The 15713-nt window shown below is 65.4% G+C and carries 19 protein-coding genes and 1 pseudogene; 11 read left to right on the forward strand and 9 right to left on the reverse strand.

The genetic code is table 11. The features are described 5' to 3' along the window. The first annotated feature begins 121 nt into the window (after window positions 1–121). The 4 genes and pseudogenes from LRS12_RS13015 (at window position 122) to queE (ending at window position 2846) form a co-directional block, all read left to right on the forward strand. Window positions 122–1012 (forward strand): Hsp33 family molecular chaperone HslO, encoded by an 891-nt coding sequence (locus LRS12_RS13015; RefSeq protein WP_257844903.1) that lies wholly within the window; start codon window positions 122–124, stop codon window positions 1010–1012. 175 nt (window positions 1013–1187) lie between these two features. Beyond that, window positions 1188–1463, forward strand: a complete 276-nt coding sequence (locus LRS12_RS13020; RefSeq protein ID WP_257844904.1) for a hypothetical protein — start codon at window positions 1188–1190, stop codon at window positions 1461–1463. Between the two features lie 54 nt (window positions 1464–1517). Then, window positions 1518–2204, forward strand: a complete 687-nt coding sequence (gene queC, locus LRS12_RS13025) for a 7-cyano-7-deazaguanine synthase QueC (protein ID WP_257844905.1) — start codon at window positions 1518–1520, stop codon at window positions 2202–2204. Between the two features lie 10 nt (window positions 2205–2214). Beyond that, window positions 2215–2846: pseudogene (gene queE / locus LRS12_RS13030) on the forward strand (7-carboxy-7-deazaguanine synthase). A gap of 78 nt (window positions 2847–2924) precedes the next feature. Here the strand turns inward: queE and LRS12_RS13035 are convergent. The 3 genes from LRS12_RS13035 to lipB all read right to left on the reverse strand — a co-directional run bounded on the left by LRS12_RS13035 (window position 2925) and on the right by lipB (window position 4844). Beyond that, window positions 2925–3281, reverse strand: coding sequence for a hypothetical protein (locus LRS12_RS13035; protein WP_257844906.1), 357 nt, complete (start codon window positions 3279–3281; stop codon window positions 2925–2927). Between the two features lie 552 nt (window positions 3282–3833). Then, window positions 3834–4082 carry a hypothetical protein gene (locus LRS12_RS13040; protein WP_257844907.1) on the reverse strand — a complete coding sequence of 83 codons (249 nt, stop codon included), beginning with the start codon at window positions 4080–4082 and terminating at the stop codon, window positions 3834–3836. 87 nt (window positions 4083–4169) lie between these two features. Continuing rightward, window positions 4170–4844, reverse strand: a complete 675-nt coding sequence (gene lipB, locus LRS12_RS13045) for a lipoyl(octanoyl) transferase LipB (RefSeq protein ID WP_257844908.1) — start codon at window positions 4842–4844, stop codon at window positions 4170–4172. Between the two features lie 103 nt (window positions 4845–4947). Here lipB and LRS12_RS13050 point away from each other — a divergent pair, with 103 nt between their 5' ends. Beyond that, window positions 4948–5772: a hypothetical protein gene (locus LRS12_RS13050; RefSeq protein ID WP_257844909.1), complete on the forward strand. Its 825-nt coding sequence runs from the start codon at window positions 4948–4950 to the stop codon at window positions 5770–5772. Further along, window positions 5769–6509: a hypothetical protein gene (locus tag LRS12_RS13055; RefSeq protein WP_257844910.1), complete on the forward strand. Its 741-nt coding sequence runs from the start codon at window positions 5769–5771 to the stop codon at window positions 6507–6509. Before LRS12_RS13050 ends, LRS12_RS13055 begins: the two co-directional genes overlap by 4 nt. On the opposite strand, the gene LRS12_RS13060 is transcribed toward LRS12_RS13055, so the two are convergent. Genes LRS12_RS13060 through LRS12_RS13070 form a run of 3 tightly spaced genes read right to left on the reverse strand, consistent with a single transcriptional unit; the run spans window position 6473 to window position 8374 of the window. Beyond that, window positions 6473–7072: a GNAT family N-acetyltransferase gene (locus tag LRS12_RS13060; protein WP_257844911.1), complete on the reverse strand. Its 600-nt coding sequence runs from the start codon at window positions 7070–7072 to the stop codon at window positions 6473–6475. The two genes, LRS12_RS13055 and LRS12_RS13060, sit on opposite strands and share 37 nt — an antisense overlap. 1 nt (window position 7073) lies before the next feature. Beyond that, window positions 7074–7928, reverse strand: a complete 855-nt coding sequence (gene hemF / locus LRS12_RS13065) for an oxygen-dependent coproporphyrinogen oxidase (RefSeq protein WP_257844912.1) — start codon at window positions 7926–7928, stop codon at window positions 7074–7076. Then, the gene (locus LRS12_RS13070; RefSeq protein WP_257844913.1) at window positions 7925–8374 is read right to left on the reverse strand and encodes a tRNA (cytidine(34)-2'-O)-methyltransferase; all 450 of its coding nucleotides are present in this window, start codon (window positions 8372–8374) and stop codon (window positions 7925–7927) included. The genes hemF and LRS12_RS13070 overlap by 4 nt, the downstream gene beginning before the upstream one ends. A gap of 316 nt (window positions 8375–8690) precedes the next feature. Between LRS12_RS13070 and petA the strand changes: the two genes are divergently transcribed. The 5 genes from petA to LRS12_RS13095 all read left to right on the forward strand — a co-directional run bounded on the left by petA (window position 8691) and on the right by LRS12_RS13095 (window position 12679). Continuing rightward, complete coding sequence (gene petA / locus LRS12_RS13075) at window positions 8691–9263, forward strand: ubiquinol-cytochrome c reductase iron-sulfur subunit (protein WP_257844914.1); 573 nt, start codon at window positions 8691–8693, stop codon at window positions 9261–9263. A 14-nt stretch (window positions 9264–9277) separates the two neighbouring features. After that, window positions 9278–10564, forward strand: coding sequence for a cytochrome b/b6 (locus tag LRS12_RS13080; RefSeq protein ID WP_257844915.1), 1287 nt, complete (start codon window positions 9278–9280; stop codon window positions 10562–10564). A gap of 14 nt (window positions 10565–10578) precedes the next feature. Beyond that, the gene (locus LRS12_RS13085) at window positions 10579–11412 is read left to right on the forward strand and encodes a cytochrome c1 (RefSeq protein WP_257844916.1); all 834 of its coding nucleotides are present in this window, start codon (window positions 10579–10581) and stop codon (window positions 11410–11412) included. 68 nt (window positions 11413–11480) lie between these two features. Further along, window positions 11481–12020: an adenine phosphoribosyltransferase gene (locus LRS12_RS13090; protein WP_257844917.1), complete on the forward strand. Its 540-nt coding sequence runs from the start codon at window positions 11481–11483 to the stop codon at window positions 12018–12020. A 227-nt stretch (window positions 12021–12247) separates the two neighbouring features. Then, complete coding sequence (locus LRS12_RS13095) at window positions 12248–12679, forward strand: hypothetical protein (RefSeq protein ID WP_308223021.1); 432 nt, start codon at window positions 12248–12250, stop codon at window positions 12677–12679. Between the two features lie 84 nt (window positions 12680–12763). Here LRS12_RS13095 and LRS12_RS13100 read toward each other — a convergent pair whose 3' ends face one another. Genes LRS12_RS13100 through LRS12_RS13110 form a run of 3 tightly spaced genes read right to left on the reverse strand, consistent with a single transcriptional unit; the run spans window position 12764 to window position 15569 of the window. Beyond that, on the reverse strand, window positions 12764–13216 hold the full coding sequence (locus LRS12_RS13100; protein ID WP_257844918.1) for a MaoC family dehydratase: 453 nt from the start codon (window positions 13214–13216) through the stop codon (window positions 12764–12766). 41 nt (window positions 13217–13257) lie between these two features. Then, a complete protein-coding gene (locus LRS12_RS13105) occupies window positions 13258–14463 on the reverse strand; it encodes an ectonucleotide pyrophosphatase/phosphodiesterase (protein WP_257844919.1) in 1206 nt (401 codons plus the stop codon). 38 nt (window positions 14464–14501) lie between these two features. Beyond that, complete coding sequence (locus LRS12_RS13110; protein WP_257844920.1) at window positions 14502–15569, reverse strand: hypothetical protein; 1068 nt, start codon at window positions 15567–15569, stop codon at window positions 14502–14504. Window positions 15570–15713 lie beyond the last annotated feature (144 nt).

Here is a 15713-nt window from a genome sequence, read left to right on the forward strand (position 1 = left end):
CGTCACCCCCGCGCGTGCGGGGGCCCATCTCCTGCGCTTACCGCCCGTCCAGCAGCTGTATCGTGCGTGACCCGGACACGAGATGGGTCCCCGCTTTCGCGGGATGACGAAGGAAAAATTGATGACCACCGACCTCGACCGCACGCTCAACTTCACGATTCCCCAGCGCCATGCGCGCGGGCGGATCGCGAGGCTGGGACCGGTGCTGGGCGAGATCCTCGCCGCGCACGCCTATCCCGCGCCGATCGAGCGGCTGCTGGCGGAGGCGCTGACGCTGACCGCATTGCTTGGCTCGACGCTCAAGGATGCGGGCGGGCAGCTGACATTGCAGGCGCAGGCGCAGGGCGGGATCGTCAGCCTGATGGTATGCGACTACAAGGGCGGCGAGTTGCGTGGCTATGCCCAGTTCGATGCCGAGCGACTGGCCGAACTGGGTTCCAGCCCGTCGCTCTATGCGCTGTTCCACAAGGGCTATCTGGCAATCACCTTCGACCAGGCGACCACCGGCGAACGCTATCAGGGCATCGTTCCGCTCGACGGCGGATCGCTGGCCGAAGCAGCGGAGAATTATTTCGACCAGTCGGAGCAGATCCCGAGCCTGGTCCGGCTGGGTGTTGGCCGCGACGCTGCGGGCAATTGCATCGGCGGCGGCCTGTTCCTCCAGCATTTGCCCGAAGGCGAGGAGGGTGGCGAGCGGCTCCATGCGCGCGACGTCCATCCCGAATGGGAACATGTCGAGGCGCTGGGCAGCACCGTCAGCAACGATGAACTGGCCGACGCGGCGACTCCACTCGAAACGTTGCTTTGGCGGCTGTTCAACGAGGATGAGGTACGTGTGCAGACCGGCGGCGATCTCGTCCGCGGATGCCGCTGCGACCCCGACTATATCGGATCGGTGCTGGCGAAGTTCCCCGAAGCGGATCGCGCCGAGATGGCCGAGGATGGCTTCATCACCGTCGATTGCGCATTCTGCGCGAAGAAGTTCCCGATCGCGCTCGACAGTTTCGCCTGACCGATTTCGTCAGCGAATAGACAGGTGAAACGTGGTAAAGGAGCGATGAAATGTTGATGCTTCGCCCCCTGTTGATCGCAGCTGCGCTGCTGGCCCCCTTGCCGCAGGCAGCGCTGCCGGTCGTGCTGATAATGGCCTGACCGCGCTCGCCGGGATCGAGCGGGGCGAGTGGACGTTGCGTGCGCCGGACGGCACCACCCGGTCGATCTGCATTACCGATCCTCAACTTCTGCTCCAACTGCAACATCGCGGTGCGGCGTGCACGCGCTTCGTTGTCGAGGACGGGTCGCTCGGTGGTCGGATTACCTATAGCTGCCCCGGCGTCGGCAATGGCGCGACCCGCGTCGTGGTGGAAACGCCGCGGCTGGTTCGCATCGAAAGCCAGGGGATCAGCCGTGGCCTGCCTTTCTCCTTCGAATATGAAGGTCGCCGCACGGGCGCGTGCCGCTAGTCCTCGTGCCGCCCTTTCTTGCCGCGTTGCGGCAAAGGGGCTAGCGAGACGGGAATGAGCCAATCCAGCTATGCCGTCGCGCTCGTATCGGGCGGACTCGATTCCTATGTCTCGGCCGCGTGCGCGCGTGCCGACGGGCACCGCATCCTTGCCCTGTCGATCGACTATAACCAGCGCCATCAGGTCGAGTTGGCCGCCGCGCGGCGAATCGCCAACGATGTCGGTGCCGAGCGGCACATCGTCCTCCCGCTCGACCTGTCGTTGTTTGGCGGATCGGCGCTGACCGCCGATATCGCTGTCCCCAAAGGCGGCGTCGGGACAGACATTCCGGTGACCTATGTCCCCGCGCGCAACACCATCTTCCTCAGCCTCGCCCTTGGGTGGGCGGAGGCGATTGGCGCGCGCGACCTGTATATCGGCGTCAACGCGCTCGATTACTCGGGCTATCCCGATTGCCGTCCGGAGTTCATCGAGGGGTTCGAGAAGCTCGCCGAACTGGCCACCAAGGCCGGGGTCGAGGGCAATCCGTTCCGCATTCGGGCACCGCTGGCGATGATGAGCAAGGCGGACATTGTGCGCAAGGGGACCGAGCTTGGCCTCGATCTAGGGCTCAGCTGGTCGTGCTACGACCCTGCGCCGGGCGGCGTGCATTGCGGCGAGTGCGACAGTTGCCGACTTCGCTCCAAGGGGTTCGAGGAAGCCGGAATCCCCGACCCAACCCGCTATGCGGTCCCCGTCTGAGGCATTTGCAATGAGCTATGCGGTCAAGGAGATGTTCCTGACCCTTCAGGGGAGGGCGTGAATGCCGGCGCGCGCGCCGTGTTCGTTCGCTTCGCCGGGTGTAATCTCTGGTCGGGACGGGAGCAGGACCGGGCGACCGCGATCTGCAAATTCTGTGACACGCAGTTCGTCGGTACCGATGGCCTGGGCGGCGGCAAGTTTGCCGATGCCGATGCGCTCGCGGACGCGGTCATCGGGTTTTGGGGTGAGGGAACTGAGCGCCGCTTCGTCGTGCTGACCGGGGGCGAACCGATGCTGCAGGTCGATAGCGCGCTGGTCGATGCGCTGCACGCGCGCGGTTTCCGCATCGCGATCGAGAGCAACGGGACCTTGCCCGTCAATCCCGGCATCGATTGGGTGTGCATCAGTCCCAAGGCGGGGAGCGACGTGGTCCAGCGGCGGGGCGACGAACTCAAGCTGGTCTGGCCCCAGCCGGGGACCGATGTCGCGGACATCGAGCGATGGGATTTCACCCATTTCCTGATCCAGCCGATGGACGACGCCGACGCGGCCGCCAATGTCCAGGCGGCGGTCGATTTCGCGCTCGCCCGCCCACGCTGGCGCCTGACGCTTCAGGCGCACAAGACGCTTGGTCTGCGGTAGAGCTTGTTTCAGCTAAGCTGAAACGGTCGCGGGATCGGGCCGGTCCCGAGATTCAGCGCAGCTGAATTCGGCTCCGGGTTAGCGCTTCCTTTTTCTTTTCTTCGCGCCCGGCGCGCACTGTTCGGGGTGATAGCCGCCCTTGTCCCAACAATCCTCATTCGCGAATTCGGGATAGACAAAGGATGATTGAAGCGGCGTCCGCATCGGGAATTGCTGCTCGCCCCAGCGGATCAGGCTATTGCGGATCACCGGCAACTGTTCCGCCGCCAGTTCGCCAAAGCCCCCGCGCGGGGTGAACACCGCCGCGTTCGAGACCGCGTCAGCAGCCTGGCAGAAGGTCAGCTGAGCATGCACCGCCGAATAGCTGGAATAGACGCGCGTGCCATATTGGTCGAGCGCGGTCTGGCCCGCCTTGGGGGTCTTGTGGGTCCGCAAAAATATTTGCTCAGCACGCTGTAGGAACTGTTCAGCTCAACCTTATGATCGCGCAGGATCGTGTTGTAGTTGGGCAGGGTCAGCAAGGTCGGGCCAAACTGACACTGCAGCGCCGCGACGTTGAGCGCAGCGCGCAGATTCCATACCATTGCCGCACGCAGTTCCGCTGGGGTCGCTCCGGGCAGCGGCGATGCGAGCATGCCGGGTTCGTCCCCCGTGATGCGCTGGCTGCCTATCTCGGGTGCCTTGAAATAGAATTGCGCGGAGGCGGGCGTTGCCGCGAGCATCGCCCCGCCCAGGACTGTCGAGAACACCATACGCGAACCGAACATCAACCAACCCTCTCGAACCCTGACTGGCGCTGGGTTACGGAGTTTTGTCGTCGCGCCCAAGCAGTTTTTGGTGCCGAGTCGTTGCGGTCGCGCAAGGGGCCGCGCCCCGCCGTGGGACATGCGGGACGCGCCGCGCGACGACGCGGTCGTCACCGAAAAAGAACAGGGCCGCCCGGTCGCCCGGACGGCCCCGCGTCATGTAAGTGCCGCTTGCGGCAGATTACATGCCGTTACCCATGGTGTCGTTCGCCATGGCGTCGCCCGCCATGCCGGTGTCGTTGCCGGTGGCGCCATCGACCATGGTCATGTTGTCGGTGGTGGTGCCGTCGAGCACCGGGTCGGTCGCGTTCACGTCCAGGACCGTGGTGTTGTCCGCAGTGGTCTCAGTGGTGCCGCCGCAGGCCGAAACGAGCAGCGCGGCGCTGGCGATCATCGAACCGGCAACGGCCTTGGTGAGTAGTGCACGCATATGATTGGGCTCCCTAGATTAAGGCGGGGGCGGTTCACCGCTTAAACCCCGCACCGTGATAGACATTAAACGCTTAGCGCCACGCCCTCAACCCTTGCTGTCGGATGCGCGCGCACATGCCCCGCCCACGGAGTTGAGAAAGGCCGGGAACGCAAACGCCAGCGCCGCGTCAAAGGTTTCAGGCGAGATCGATTTTCCCAGCCGGGCGGCGCTGGTTACGGGAAATTCGGGCAGGCCGCACGGGACGATTCCACCAAAGTCATTGAGGTCGGGGTCCAGGTTCACCGCAAAGCCATGCATTGTCACCCATCGGCGCACGCGCACCCCGATCGCGCCGATCTTCGCCTCCTCGCCACCATCGCGGGTCCAGATGCCGATCCGACCCTCGGCGCGGAATGCGTTGATGCCCAGTTCTCCCAGCGCCGCGATCACCCAACCCTCCACCGCATGGACGTAGCAGCGGACATCCCTGTTGCGCCGCGACAGGTCGAGCATCGCATAGCCGATCCGCTGCCCAGGGCCGTGATAGGTGTAGCGCCCGCCGCGACCGGTCGCGAAGACGGGGAAGCGCGGGTCGATCAGTTCGGCGGGATCGGCGCTGGTCCCGGCGGTATAGACGGGCGGATGTTCGAGCAGCCAGATCTGCTCGCGACCCTCACCTGCCTGGATTGCCGCAACCCGCGCCTCCATTTCCGCCAGCGCCTCGGGGTAGGGGACGTGCCCTTGGGAGACGCGCCATTCGATGCCTTCGACCAGTTCCATCGTCGTCAGATGCGATGCCGGACGCGCCAGCGCAAGCATGTGGGCAAGCATGTGGCGCGCCGCGCGCGGATCGGCTAACGATCACCCAAAGGGGGCTGTTCACATGGTCAGTATGGGTAGTGTCTGGGATCGTACTGCGGAATTCCTCAGCGACAATCTGGGCAATCTATTGCCAATCGCATTGCTCGCGATCTTTGTTCCGACCACCATCTCGGCCAATCTCTCCTCGCTTCAGCCGACCGCTCCGTCGACGACAGCGATGTGGCTCGGGCTCGGCGTTTTTCTGCTCGCCCTAGTCAGTTTTTGGGGCCAGCTGGCGGTGACTGCGCTGGCGATCGACCCGTCGCTCGGTCGCGATGCGACGCGCGTCGCGACTCGTCGCTTTCCCGCCGCATTGCTGCTCGCAATCGTCATGCTGGTTGCGGGGTTGCTGCTGGTCATTCCGCTTGGCGTGATGCTAGCGGTCGCCGGTGTCGACCTCAGCGGGATCGATAGCGGTACGATGCCGACCATTCCCGAAAGCGTCACCCTGTGGGCGAGCCTGTATGGTCTGGTGATCATTGTCCTCGCCGTCTGGGTGTTCGCGCGGCTCGCTGTGGTCGTCCCCGCGATTGTGGGTGACCGGCTGGCGATTGGTGCGATTGCCCGCTCCTGGAGCCTCACGCGCGGCGTTGCGCTAAAGGTCGTCGGCGTGCTGATCCTCTACGCGATCGTCTCGATCGTCGCCAATCTTGCCGCCACCACGGCGTTCGGCGCTGTCATGTATCTTGTTGCCGGGCGGGGTGAGGATGGGCTGTCGCTTGCCTCGGTGCTGACCACTATTGTCGGCGGTACGGTTTCGACCGGCTTCACCGTGCTGGGCACCGCGTTCCTCGCCAAGCTCTACATCGCGCTGCTCGCCCGCAAAGAGGCGGCCGCCGCAGTATGAAATTCTCGTTCCGCGGCGCATTGAGCGACGCCGCGATCCTGTGGCGTACCGACCGTGACCTGATGTGGCCGGTCGCGGGGATGTTCCTGTTCCTGCCGATGCTGGGCCTCTTCATTCTCGCCGTGACCAGCGGCATCCAGCTTCCCGAGGGTGGCGATCGCGAACAGACCCGCGAGGTCATCAACGCATTCTTCCTGTCCAATCTCGGCTGGATGGGGCTGATCATGGCGCTGACCGAGTTTGGTGGTCTGGCGATCCTCAGCCTGTATCTGCGCCGGGGTGAGACGATTGGCGCTTTGCTGACGTCCAGCCTGATGCGGCTCGTCCCCTTTTTCCTGATCGGGGTGCTCGTCAACGCGCTGATTCAGCTCGGCATGTACCTGCTCGTCGTTCCTGCCATCTATGTCTTCGGGCGTACCTGGATGATGGGCGTTGCCTATGCTGCCGAGCCACAGCGCGGCGCGTGGAAGGCGATCACGCGCGGGTTTGAACTGAGCGAGAAAAATGGCTGGAAGATCGGCTTTTTTGCGGTTGGTCTGGCGCTGTTCATCGGCGCGGTCGTGCTGTCGATCGCGCTTGCGTTCGGCGCGTTGGCACCGTTGATCGGCGGTTCGCAAATCGCGCTCGGGCTGATTCTGGTGCCGCTGGCGCTGGCAGTCACCGCGACCTGGGTATTCTTTACCCTGGTGCGGATCGCGATCTATCGGCGGCTGGGCGGGTCGATCAACGGGATGTGAGGAGCGGCGTCCCGCGGCAAATGCCCGGTGACGCGCGGATCGGCGAAAGTTTCGATCACGCGGTTGAATGGCACGAAGCCCGACGCCCGGTAGAAGCCCAGCGCCGTGGGATGGTCGAGCGTGCAGGTGTGCACCCACACCCGGGTTACATCGGGCTGCCAAGCGCGCATCAGGGCGTGCGCCATCAGCCAGCGGCCATGGCCCGCGCCGGTCAGCTCGGGGACAAGGCCGACGAACGACATCTCGCACGTCGCCGTCTCGCGATAGTCTAGTTCGAGCATCCCGACCTCGATCCCCCGGGGATCGACCACTGCGAAAATCTCGATTCGCGGGTCGTGGATGATCGCGGTCAGTCGGGTTTCGTCCATCACGAGGCGGGAGAACCACAACCAGGGCGAGCCGACGCGGGCGAACAATGTCCGGTATTTGTCGGGGCTCGGCGCTTCCCAGCGCACCAGTCGCAGCGGCGAATCGGGCAGGGGGCGGGGGCGCGGTTTTTCGCGCATTTCCAGGCTGGTGACGATCGTCGCCACCTCGCCGGGCTTGACCGGGATCAGGCCCATTTCAAGACCATTTCGCCAGCGGTGGGAGGCTCATCAGGATCGCGTCGATATTGCCGCCGGTCTTGAGGCCGAACAACGTTCCCCGGTCATAGACCAGATTGAACTCGGCATAACGGCCGCGCCATTCCAGCTGCTGCACCTTGTCGGCATCGGTGAAGGGCGTGGCCATGCGGCGGCGGACGATTGCGGGGTAGATATCGAGGAAGGCGCGGCCGACATCCCGGGTGAAGGCGAAATTCGCCTCCCATGTCGCATTGTCCTCACTGTCGAGGTGATCGTAGAAGATGCCGCCGACCCCGCGATGGACATTGCGGTGGGGAATGTAGAAATAGTCGTCGGCCCATGCCTTGAACCGCGGGTAATGCGCGGTGTCGTGCGTGTCACATGCCGCCTGCAGACGTGCATGGAAGTCCACAGTGTCTTCATCATAGGGAATCGGCGGGTTCAGATCCGCGCCGCCGCCGAACCAGCGCTTGGTCGTCACCAGGAAGCGGGTGTTCATGTGGACCGCAGGGACATGCGGGTTGGCCATGTGCGCGACGAGGCTGATGCCGGTGGCGAAGAAGCGGGGATCCTCGCCCGCGCCGTGGATCGACTTGGCGAAATCGCCCTCGAACGTGCCGCCGACGGTCGAGACGTTGACGCCGACCTTTTCGAACACCTTGCCCTTCATCACCCCGCGCACGCCGCCACCGCCTGGCTCGCCCGACGGATCGACGCGGTCCCAGGCGATATAGTCGAAGGCCGCGTCCGACCCGGCCTCACGCTCAATCGATTCGAACTCGGCGGAGATCGCGTCGCGCAGCTCCTCGAACCAGGCGCGGGCGCGCTGTTGCTGGGGGTCGAGTTCGATCATTGCGGATAGCCTTTGGTTTGCCGGAGCGCTTCGGACAGGGCGATGCCCGCCGAGACGGAGAGGTTCAAGGAGCGCATCGCCGGTTTCATCGGGATGCGCAGGCGCAGGTCGGCGCGGTCATGGACATGATCGGGCGCCCCTGCATCCTCCGACCCGAGCAGCAGGATATCGTCGGGCGCGAATTGCGCTTCGTCAAAGCGCGACGCGCCCTTGGTGGTGAACAGTGCGATGCGGCCGGTCACGGTCGCGAGAAACGAATCCCAGTCGCGGTGCCGAGTGACGCGGACATGGTCGATATAGTCCATGCCGGCGCGCGCCACGCGCTTGTCGTCCCACGCGAATCCCATCGGCTCGACCAGGTCGATCTGCGTATCGAAACACGCGCCGATGCGCAGGACCGCACCGACATTGCCGGCAATACAGGGCTGGAACAGGGCGAGGCGCATCATGCCCCGATAGTGCAGGGAGCCCGCCCGTCACAAGGCGCAGTTGCTGAAGTCCGACACCGGCACGCTCCCCCACCCGGCCACCCATCGGCTGGATATTCTGAAATGGGCGGCCGGGTGGGGGAGCGGGCCGGTGTCGAAAACAAACCGGTGTAATGCGCCGGTCAAAAAGGCGGTTGGCAAAGTCGCCCCGTGCCGTCTATCAGGCCCGCCAGCCACCGGGGGCAATCCGGGGGCCTGGCGTGGCGTTCGCGCGCTCCGCCGTCCGGGACAGGGGCGTGAAAACGCCGGAATTTTGAAGTGCAAGGGCTGATGCATGGCAACGCTTGAAGAAGCTGTACCTCCGGGTGACGCGGGTGACGCGCCGGCCGATCCCCGCCGTCGTGACTATTTCGCGATCGGCGCGGTCGCTTTCGCTGGCGTCGGCGCGGGCGTCGTGGCGCTGCCGCTGATCAACCAGATGAGCCCGTCGGCGGACGTGCTGGCGCTGTCGACCACCGAACTCGACATCTCGGCGATCCAGCCGGGCCAGTCGGTCAAGGCGACGTTTCGCAAGCAGCCGTTGTTCGTGCGCAACCTGACGCCGACCGAGATCGAAGAGGCGAACAAGACGTCGCTGTCCGACCTGCGCGATCCCCAGACTCTGGCCGAGCGGACCAAGGAGGGCAAGGCCAACTGGCTGGTCACCCTCGGCGTCTGCACCCATCTCGGCTGCGTGCCGCTGGGCGCAGGCGAGGGTGAGAATAAGGGGCCGTATGGCGGCTATTTCTGCCCGTGCCACGGCTCGGCCTATGACACCGCCGGTCGCATCCGCACCGGCCCGGCACCGACGAACCTCGTCGTTCCGGAATATGCATTCATTTCCGACACCGTAATTCGGGTCGGCTGAGGGGGCACCTTGAAATGAGCTTTCCCTGGGCAAAGCAGTATGAGCCGAAGCATCCGGTGATGAAGTGGGTGGACGATCGTCTGCCCCTCCCGCGCTTCGTCTATAACGCCGTCGGCGCCGGCTATCCGGTCCCGCGCAATCTCAACTATTTCTGGAATTTCGGCGTCCTCGCCGGGATGTTCCTGGCGATCCAGATCGTCACTGGCATCGTGCTGGCGATGCACTATGCCGCCAATGCGGGCATCGCGTTCGATAGTGTCGAGCACATCATGCGCGATGTGAACTCGGGCTGGTTCATCCGCTATGCGCACGCCAATGGCGCGTCGATGTTCCTGCTGGTGGTGTACATCCATATCGCCCGCGGCCTGTGGTACGGTTCGTACAAGGCGCCGCGCGAGATGGTGTGGCTGCTCGGCGTCGTCATCTTCCTGCTGATGATGGCGACCGCGTTCATGGGCTATGTCCTTCCCTGGGGCCAGATGAGCTTCTGGGGCGCGCAGGTGATCACCGGCTTCTTCTCGGCAATCCCCGTGGTGGGCGAACCGATCCGCGTCTGGCTGCTCGGCGGTTTCGCGCCGGACAATGCCGCGCTCAACCGCTTCTTCTCGCTCCACTATCTGCTGCCGTTCGTGATCGCCGGCGTGGTCATCCTCCACATCTGGGCGCTGCACATTCCGGGTTCGTCGAACCCGACCGGCGTCGAGGTGAAGGACGAGCAGGATACCGTGCCGTTCCACCCATACTACACCGCCAAGGATGGTGTGGGCGTGGGCGTGGCGCTGCTGGTATTTGCGTCGCTGATCTTCTTTGCGCCGAACCTGCTGGGGCACCCGGACAACTATATCCCGGCCAACCCGCTCTCGACCCCGGCGCATATCGTGCCCGAATGGTACTTCCTACCCTTCTACGCCATCCTGAAGTCGTTTACCGTCGACTTCATCATGTCGGCGAAGCTGTGGGGCGTGCTGGCGATGTTCGGCTCGATCCTGCTGCTGTTCTTCCTGCCCTGGCTCGACACGTCGCCGGTTCGATCGGCGAATTATCGCCCGACCTATCGCTGGTTCCTGCTGATCCTGCTCGTGGACGTGCTGGTGCTGGGCTATGTCGGTGGCGCGGCCCCGACCCCGGGCGTGATCCTGATCGGTCAGTTCGCGACGGCCTATTACTTCCTGCATTTCCTGGTGATCCTGCCGATCGTCTCGGCAATGGAGCGTCCGCGCCCGCTGCCGAACTCGATCACCGAGGCCGTGCTCGCCGGCAAGGGTGGCACCTCGCCGCTCCAGACCGCAGCTGCCGAATAAGAGGGGCATAGAAAATGGTTCGCATCGGCGGATTTTTGGTCGGGCTGGGGTTCGTCTTCGCCCTGTTCCTTGGGATCATCGACACCTTCTCGAACGGGCTGACCACGCCCAAGACGGTCGAGCAGGAATTCCACAAGCATGCCGAAGCGCCGGAAGGCGGCTTTAGCTTCACCGGCATGTTCGGCACCTATGACCAGCGCCAGCTGCAGCGTGGCTTGCAGGTGTACAAGGAGGTTTGCGCCGCCTGTCACTCGCTGCGTCTGGTGTCGTTCCGTGACCTTGCCGCGCTCGGCTATAGCGAGGGCCAGATCAAGACCATCGCCAAGGGATTCCAGGTTCCGTCGGTCAACCCGGACACGGGTGAACCCGCGACCCGCGACGGTATTCCTGCCGATCGTTTCCCTTCGCCCTATGCCAATGATATCGCCGCAGCGGCCGCGAACAACAACGCGATCCCCCCCGACCTGTCGCTGATGGCCAAGGCGCGCGCGGATGGCAGCAACTATCTCTACTCGCTGCTGACCGGATATCAGGACCAGCCTGCGGAACTGCTCAAGAAGTTCCCGGACGCCAAGACGCCTGAGGGGCTGCACTACAACCCCTATTTCCACACGCTCAACCTCGCAATGGCACCGCCGCTCGCGGACGGGCAAGTGACGTATTCGGACGGTACTGCCGCCACGACCAAGAACTATGCGGCGGACGTCGCGGCGTTCCTGACCTGGACCGCAGAGCCGAAGTTGGAAGCGCGCAAGACCGCCGGTCTCGCGACGCTGATCTTCCTCGTGATCTTCTGCTTCCTGGCCTATGGCGCGAAAAAGCAGATCTGGCGGAACGTGAAGGACTGAACGTTCGCCTGAACTTTTTCCAGCGGCCCGGGAAGCGATTCCCGGGCCGTTTTCTTGGGAGCGATGCCGTGACCCCGACCAATGACGATCTCGCCGCGCTGATCCGCACCATCCCCGATTTTCCCAAGCCGGGGATCATGTTCCGCGACATCACCACGCTGCTGCTCGACCCGTCGGGCTTCGCGCGCGCGGTCGAGCGGATCGTCGAGGCGGTGGACGGGCCGGTCGATCTGGTCGCGGGGATCGAGGCGCGCGGCTTCATCTTCGCCGCGCCGGTCGCGCTGGCGCTGGGGGCGGGGACATTGCTGGTGCGCAAGGACGGCAAGCTGCCCGGCGCGACCGTCGCTGAGGACTATGCGCTGGAATATGGCACCGACCGCATCGCGATCCATGCCGATGCCGTCGCGCCCGGGGCGCGGGTGTTGCTGATCGACGATCTGATCGCGACCGGCGGCACCGCGCGGGCCGCGGCGCGGCTGTTGCGCAAGGTGGGCGCAGTGGTGACGCAGGCGGCGTTCGTCATCGACCTGCCCGACCTGGGCGGTGCGGATGCGCTGCGTGCCGAAGGCGTGCATGTGACCGCGCTGGCCGAATTTCCCGGGCATTGACGCCCGGTAATCCTCCCCGCCAGGGGGAGGTGTCAGCGCCGCTGACGGAGGGGGCGGACGGCGATGTCCTGTCCCTTCAGGCCGATCCCGTTCCTCCCCCTCCGTCGCCTTCGGCGCCACCTCCCCCTTGCGGGGGAGGATCTAGAAGCGCGCCGTATGGAACCCCTGCCGCTTCTCCCCTGTTCTCAATAGATTAGGGCGCCCCCATGGTGTCCGGGAGAAGCATCATGTTCAGTTTGCGTATCGTGAAGCTCGGGCTTGCCGGTGCCGCCGCGCTCGGCGTTGCCGCCTGCACCGACGGCTATGGCTATAGCGGCGTTTCCGTCGGCTATGGCGGCGGAGGTGGCGGCTATTATGCCGGTGGTTATGGCGATCCCTATTGGGGCTGGTATGGCGACTATTATTATCCGGGCACCGGATATTATGTCTATGATCGCGATCGCCGTCCCATTCGTTGGAGCGACAGCCAGCGCCGCTATTGGGAGCAGCGCCGCCAAAACTGGCGTGGCGACCGCCGCGAGGTGCGACAGAATTGGCGCGAGTTTGCGCAGGACCGCCGCCGCGATGACCGCGCCTATCGCCAGGATCGGCGGCAGGATCGCCGGGACTATCGTCAGGGCGAGGTGACGCGGCCCGAAGCGCGCGGCGGAGCGGCGTGACGATCGCCGCGAATATCGGCGGGAATATCGTCAGGATCGACGCGAACTACGCCGCGAAAACCGCCGCGACCGGCGCCGTCCGGGCTAATTGACTGCGGGTTTCCGCGCGACAATCGCGTTGGCGATGAAGCTCAGCACCGGCTCGTCATGCTGGTTGAACACCAGCATGCGCGAGCGGGTGCGACCCATTTCGGGCCGTCGTTCGGATTCGCGCTTTTCGAGCAATTCGGTTTCGCAGCGCAGCGTGTCGCCGGGGAAGACCGGCTTGATCCAGCGCAATTCGTCGATGCCCGCCGCGCCGAGACTGGCGGTGGGGCGGACCTTCATCTGCTCCACCAGCATCGCCATGGTCATCGCCGCGGTGTGCCAGCCGCTCGCTGCGAGCCGCCCGAAATGGGTCCTGGCCGCCGCCTCGTCGGAGATGTGGAATGGCTGGGGGTCGTATTTCTGCGCGAAGTCCAGCACCTCGTCGCGTGTGACCGCATAGGAGCCGAAGCTGGCCTTGTCCCCGACCGTCAGGTCCTCGAAATAGATCATGGGATCAGTTTCTATCCGAAACTGGATTTTGGCAAGAGGGTTCAGCGTCTCAGCGCCGGGGCGAACACCGCCGCGTCACCATCGGCATCCTGCGCCTGTGGCACCCCGGCCAGCAGGCGCAGCAGCGGCGCGACATGGATGTTGTCGAATGCGGGCAGGGTGACGCCCCATGCGAAGGCGGGGCCGTGCGCGAGGAAGAGTGCCGCCATCTCGGGCGCGGCGGGGTCATAGCCATGCGCGCCGCCGGGGCGCAGCGGCTCGGCGGCGGGGCGGATGGTGATCGTCCAGCCGACCCGGGCGAGGCACAGGAAGGACGGCGTGCGCGGGTTGCGGCCATAATGGAGACGCGCGGGGATATCGGCGCGCCGCCAGCACTCCATATTGGGATGTGGCTTTAGCAGCGCCGTCGCGAGCGCTGCCTCGCGCCCTGGCAGCGGCTCGATTGCGGCATAGGGGCCGTCCTCGATCAACCGGAAATCGGTCGCGGCGGCGACGGTGTCGAGCTGAATGCGGCGGCTTTCGTCCACCGCCGCCATACCGTGATCGGCGACGAAGACGAGATTGGCGGGCTGGCCGAGTGTGGCGAGTTCGCCGAGCAATCGCCCGATCAGCGCGTCGATTTCCGCCACTGCTGCGGTCGTCTCCGCCGCATCGGGGCCGTGGCGATGCCCGGCGGTGTCGATCGTGTCGAAATACAGGCCGAGCAGTCGGGGTCGGGTCGCGGCGGGACGGCGCAGCCAGTCGATGATCGCATCGACCCGCTGGCGACCGGTCACTGCCATGCCGAACGCCTGCCAGTCATGCGGGCGCGTGCCGCCGATCTCGACCCCCGAACCGGGCCAGAACATGACGGCGGTCTGCACGCCGGCTCTCTCTGCTGCGGTCCAAAGCGGCTCGGCCTGGTCCCACCAATAGGGCTGGTCGGATGCGAGGGTGAAGCGCTCGCCGGGGCGCGCGGGATCCTCGAAGCGGTTGGCGACGATGCCGTGGCGGTCGGGGCGCTTGCCGGTGACAAGAGTGTAGAAATTCGGGAAAGTCTTGGTCGGGAAGGACGGACGCATCGTTGCGCGCACGCCTTCGCTGGCGAGCTTCGAAAGGACCGGCGTGACCCCGCGATCGAGATAGTCGGGGCGGAACCCGTCGATGCCGATCAGGATCGTCACCGGGGTGCGCGCTTCGGCCTGGGCGGAGGCAGGCGCGGAGTGGACGACCAACAGAACCGCCGCCATGAGCAGGAACCAGCGCATGACGGCGGCCTCTATCGGTTCAAGATGACGCGCGCGAGTCAGTTGCCGAGCGACAGCTTGGCGAACGCGGTGCCGCTGACTGGGCTCTTCCCGTAATAGGGGTCGAGCGCTTGCGGCTTGGCATAGGTCGCGACCGATCCGCCGAGTGCCAGTGTCACCTTGTCACCCAGCGGGATTCGGTAGGCGTAACCGCCCTCGAACCGCGCGACGCGGAACGGCTGGTCGTGCAGCGGATGGTGGTGGTCGGGGAACAGCTCGTCGTTGCGGACCAGTTCGGCGCGGGCGAAGAGGCTGTGGCGCGCGTCCACGTCCCAGTTCGCCTCCGCCACCCAGGCGCTGAGCGTATCGCCGGGGATTCGGTTCTTCGCCGACCAGGCGAGCGTCGCGGACAGGCCGCCGCGGGCGTAATGCACGCTGGCGGTGGTGCGGTGGTGCGCCTCGTCATTGCCGCCGTGCAGCGCTTCGGGGCTTTCGAGGCGGCCATGGCTGACTTGCATCGCCCAGTTGGGGCTGGGGGTGAAGGTCGCGCGCAGGCTCCACGAATCGAGCTTGATGGGATCGAAGCCCCAGCGTTCCTCGTCCGGCTCGCGGCCCTTGAATGCGGAAGCCTCAAGCTGGAATGCGCGGGTGCGCACGCCGGCGGTCACCACGCCGTAGGTGATGTGGGTCGAATCGAACCAGTGATGCGCGATCGGAGACATCGTCTGATAGCGCGCGGAACGGCGGTGCATGAAGGCGGGCGGGCCAAGCGCGGGCTCGCCAACCGGGCCGCCATAGAGGAAGGCGGTGGTGCCGGGGGCGACATCGACCTCGACCCGCGCGGCGAACTCCATGAACAGATCGTGCGGATGCTGGCGATCGACCAAAGCGCGGCCATTGGCGGTCTCCCCCGCCGCGAACAGGTTTGGATAGCCGCGCTTGCCCATCAGCGGGTCGAGGCTGAACATGCCGCGCAGCTCGATCCGTGCGGAGTCGCTGAGCGGGCGGCTGGCGGTGACCATGCCCATGGTCTGGACGAACGCCATGTCGTCGCCGCGCGGGCCGCCCTGGCTGGTAACCGCGCCCCAGGCATAGCCATGCGCCATCAGCATCCAGTCGCCGGCCATGGCGTGCAGCCCGCCATGCTGGCCGCCCTCGGCTGCGGGGAGCAGGGCGGTGCCGGACGCGATTTGGGCGTTGGGCGTCGGGGCGTCGGCGGCCTGATGGTCGCCGTGATGCTGGTGGTCGGTCCTGGCCGGGGCGGGGGTGTG

The organism is Sphingomonas sp. J344 (assembly GCF_024700005.1).
GTDB lineage: Bacteria > Pseudomonadota > Alphaproteobacteria > Sphingomonadales > Sphingomonadaceae > Sphingomonas.

Bases quoted from the DNA above. Each gene is read 5' to 3' on its own strand.
- LRS12_RS13015 (WP_257844903.1), top strand. From the start codon at position 122: ATGACCACCGACCTCGACCGCACGCTCAACTTCACGATTCCCCAGCGC.
- queC (WP_257844905.1), top strand. From the start codon at position 1,518: ATGAGCCAATCCAGCTATGCCGTCGCGCTCGTATCGGGCGGACTCGAT.
- LRS12_RS13040 (WP_257844907.1), bottom strand. From the start codon at position 4,082: ATGCGTGCACTACTCACCAAGGCCGTTGCCGGTTCGATGATCGCCAGC.
- lipB (WP_257844908.1), bottom strand. From the start codon at position 4,844: ATGGAACTGGTCGAAGGCATCGAATGGCGCGTCTCCCAAGGGCACGTC.
- LRS12_RS13050 (WP_257844909.1), top strand. From the start codon at position 4,948: ATGGTCAGTATGGGTAGTGTCTGGGATCGTACTGCGGAATTCCTCAGC.
- LRS12_RS13055 (WP_257844910.1), top strand. From the start codon at position 5,769: ATGAAATTCTCGTTCCGCGGCGCATTGAGCGACGCCGCGATCCTGTGG.
- LRS12_RS13060 (WP_257844911.1), bottom strand. From the start codon at position 7,072: ATGGGCCTGATCCCGGTCAAGCCCGGCGAGGTGGCGACGATCGTCACC.
- hemF (WP_257844912.1), bottom strand. From the start codon at position 7,928: ATGATCGAACTCGACCCCCAGCAACAGCGCGCCCGCGCCTGGTTCGAG.
- LRS12_RS13070 (WP_257844913.1), bottom strand. From the start codon at position 8,374: ATGCGCCTCGCCCTGTTCCAGCCCTGTATTGCCGGCAATGTCGGTGCG.
- petA (WP_257844914.1), top strand. From the start codon at position 8,691: ATGGCAACGCTTGAAGAAGCTGTACCTCCGGGTGACGCGGGTGACGCG.
- LRS12_RS13080 (WP_257844915.1), top strand. From the start codon at position 9,278: ATGAGCTTTCCCTGGGCAAAGCAGTATGAGCCGAAGCATCCGGTGATG.
- LRS12_RS13085 (WP_257844916.1), top strand. From the start codon at position 10,579: ATGGTTCGCATCGGCGGATTTTTGGTCGGGCTGGGGTTCGTCTTCGCC.
- LRS12_RS13095 (WP_308223021.1), top strand. From the start codon at position 12,248: ATGTTCAGTTTGCGTATCGTGAAGCTCGGGCTTGCCGGTGCCGCCGCG.
- LRS12_RS13100 (WP_257844918.1), bottom strand. From the start codon at position 13,216: ATGATCTATTTCGAGGACCTGACGGTCGGGGACAAGGCCAGCTTCGGC.
- LRS12_RS13105 (WP_257844919.1), bottom strand. From the start codon at position 14,463: ATGCGCTGGTTCCTGCTCATGGCGGCGGTTCTGTTGGTCGTCCACTCC.
- LRS12_RS13110 (WP_257844920.1), bottom strand. From the start codon at position 15,569: ATGGCCGGCGACTGGATGCTGATGGCGCATGGCTATGCCTGGGGCGCG.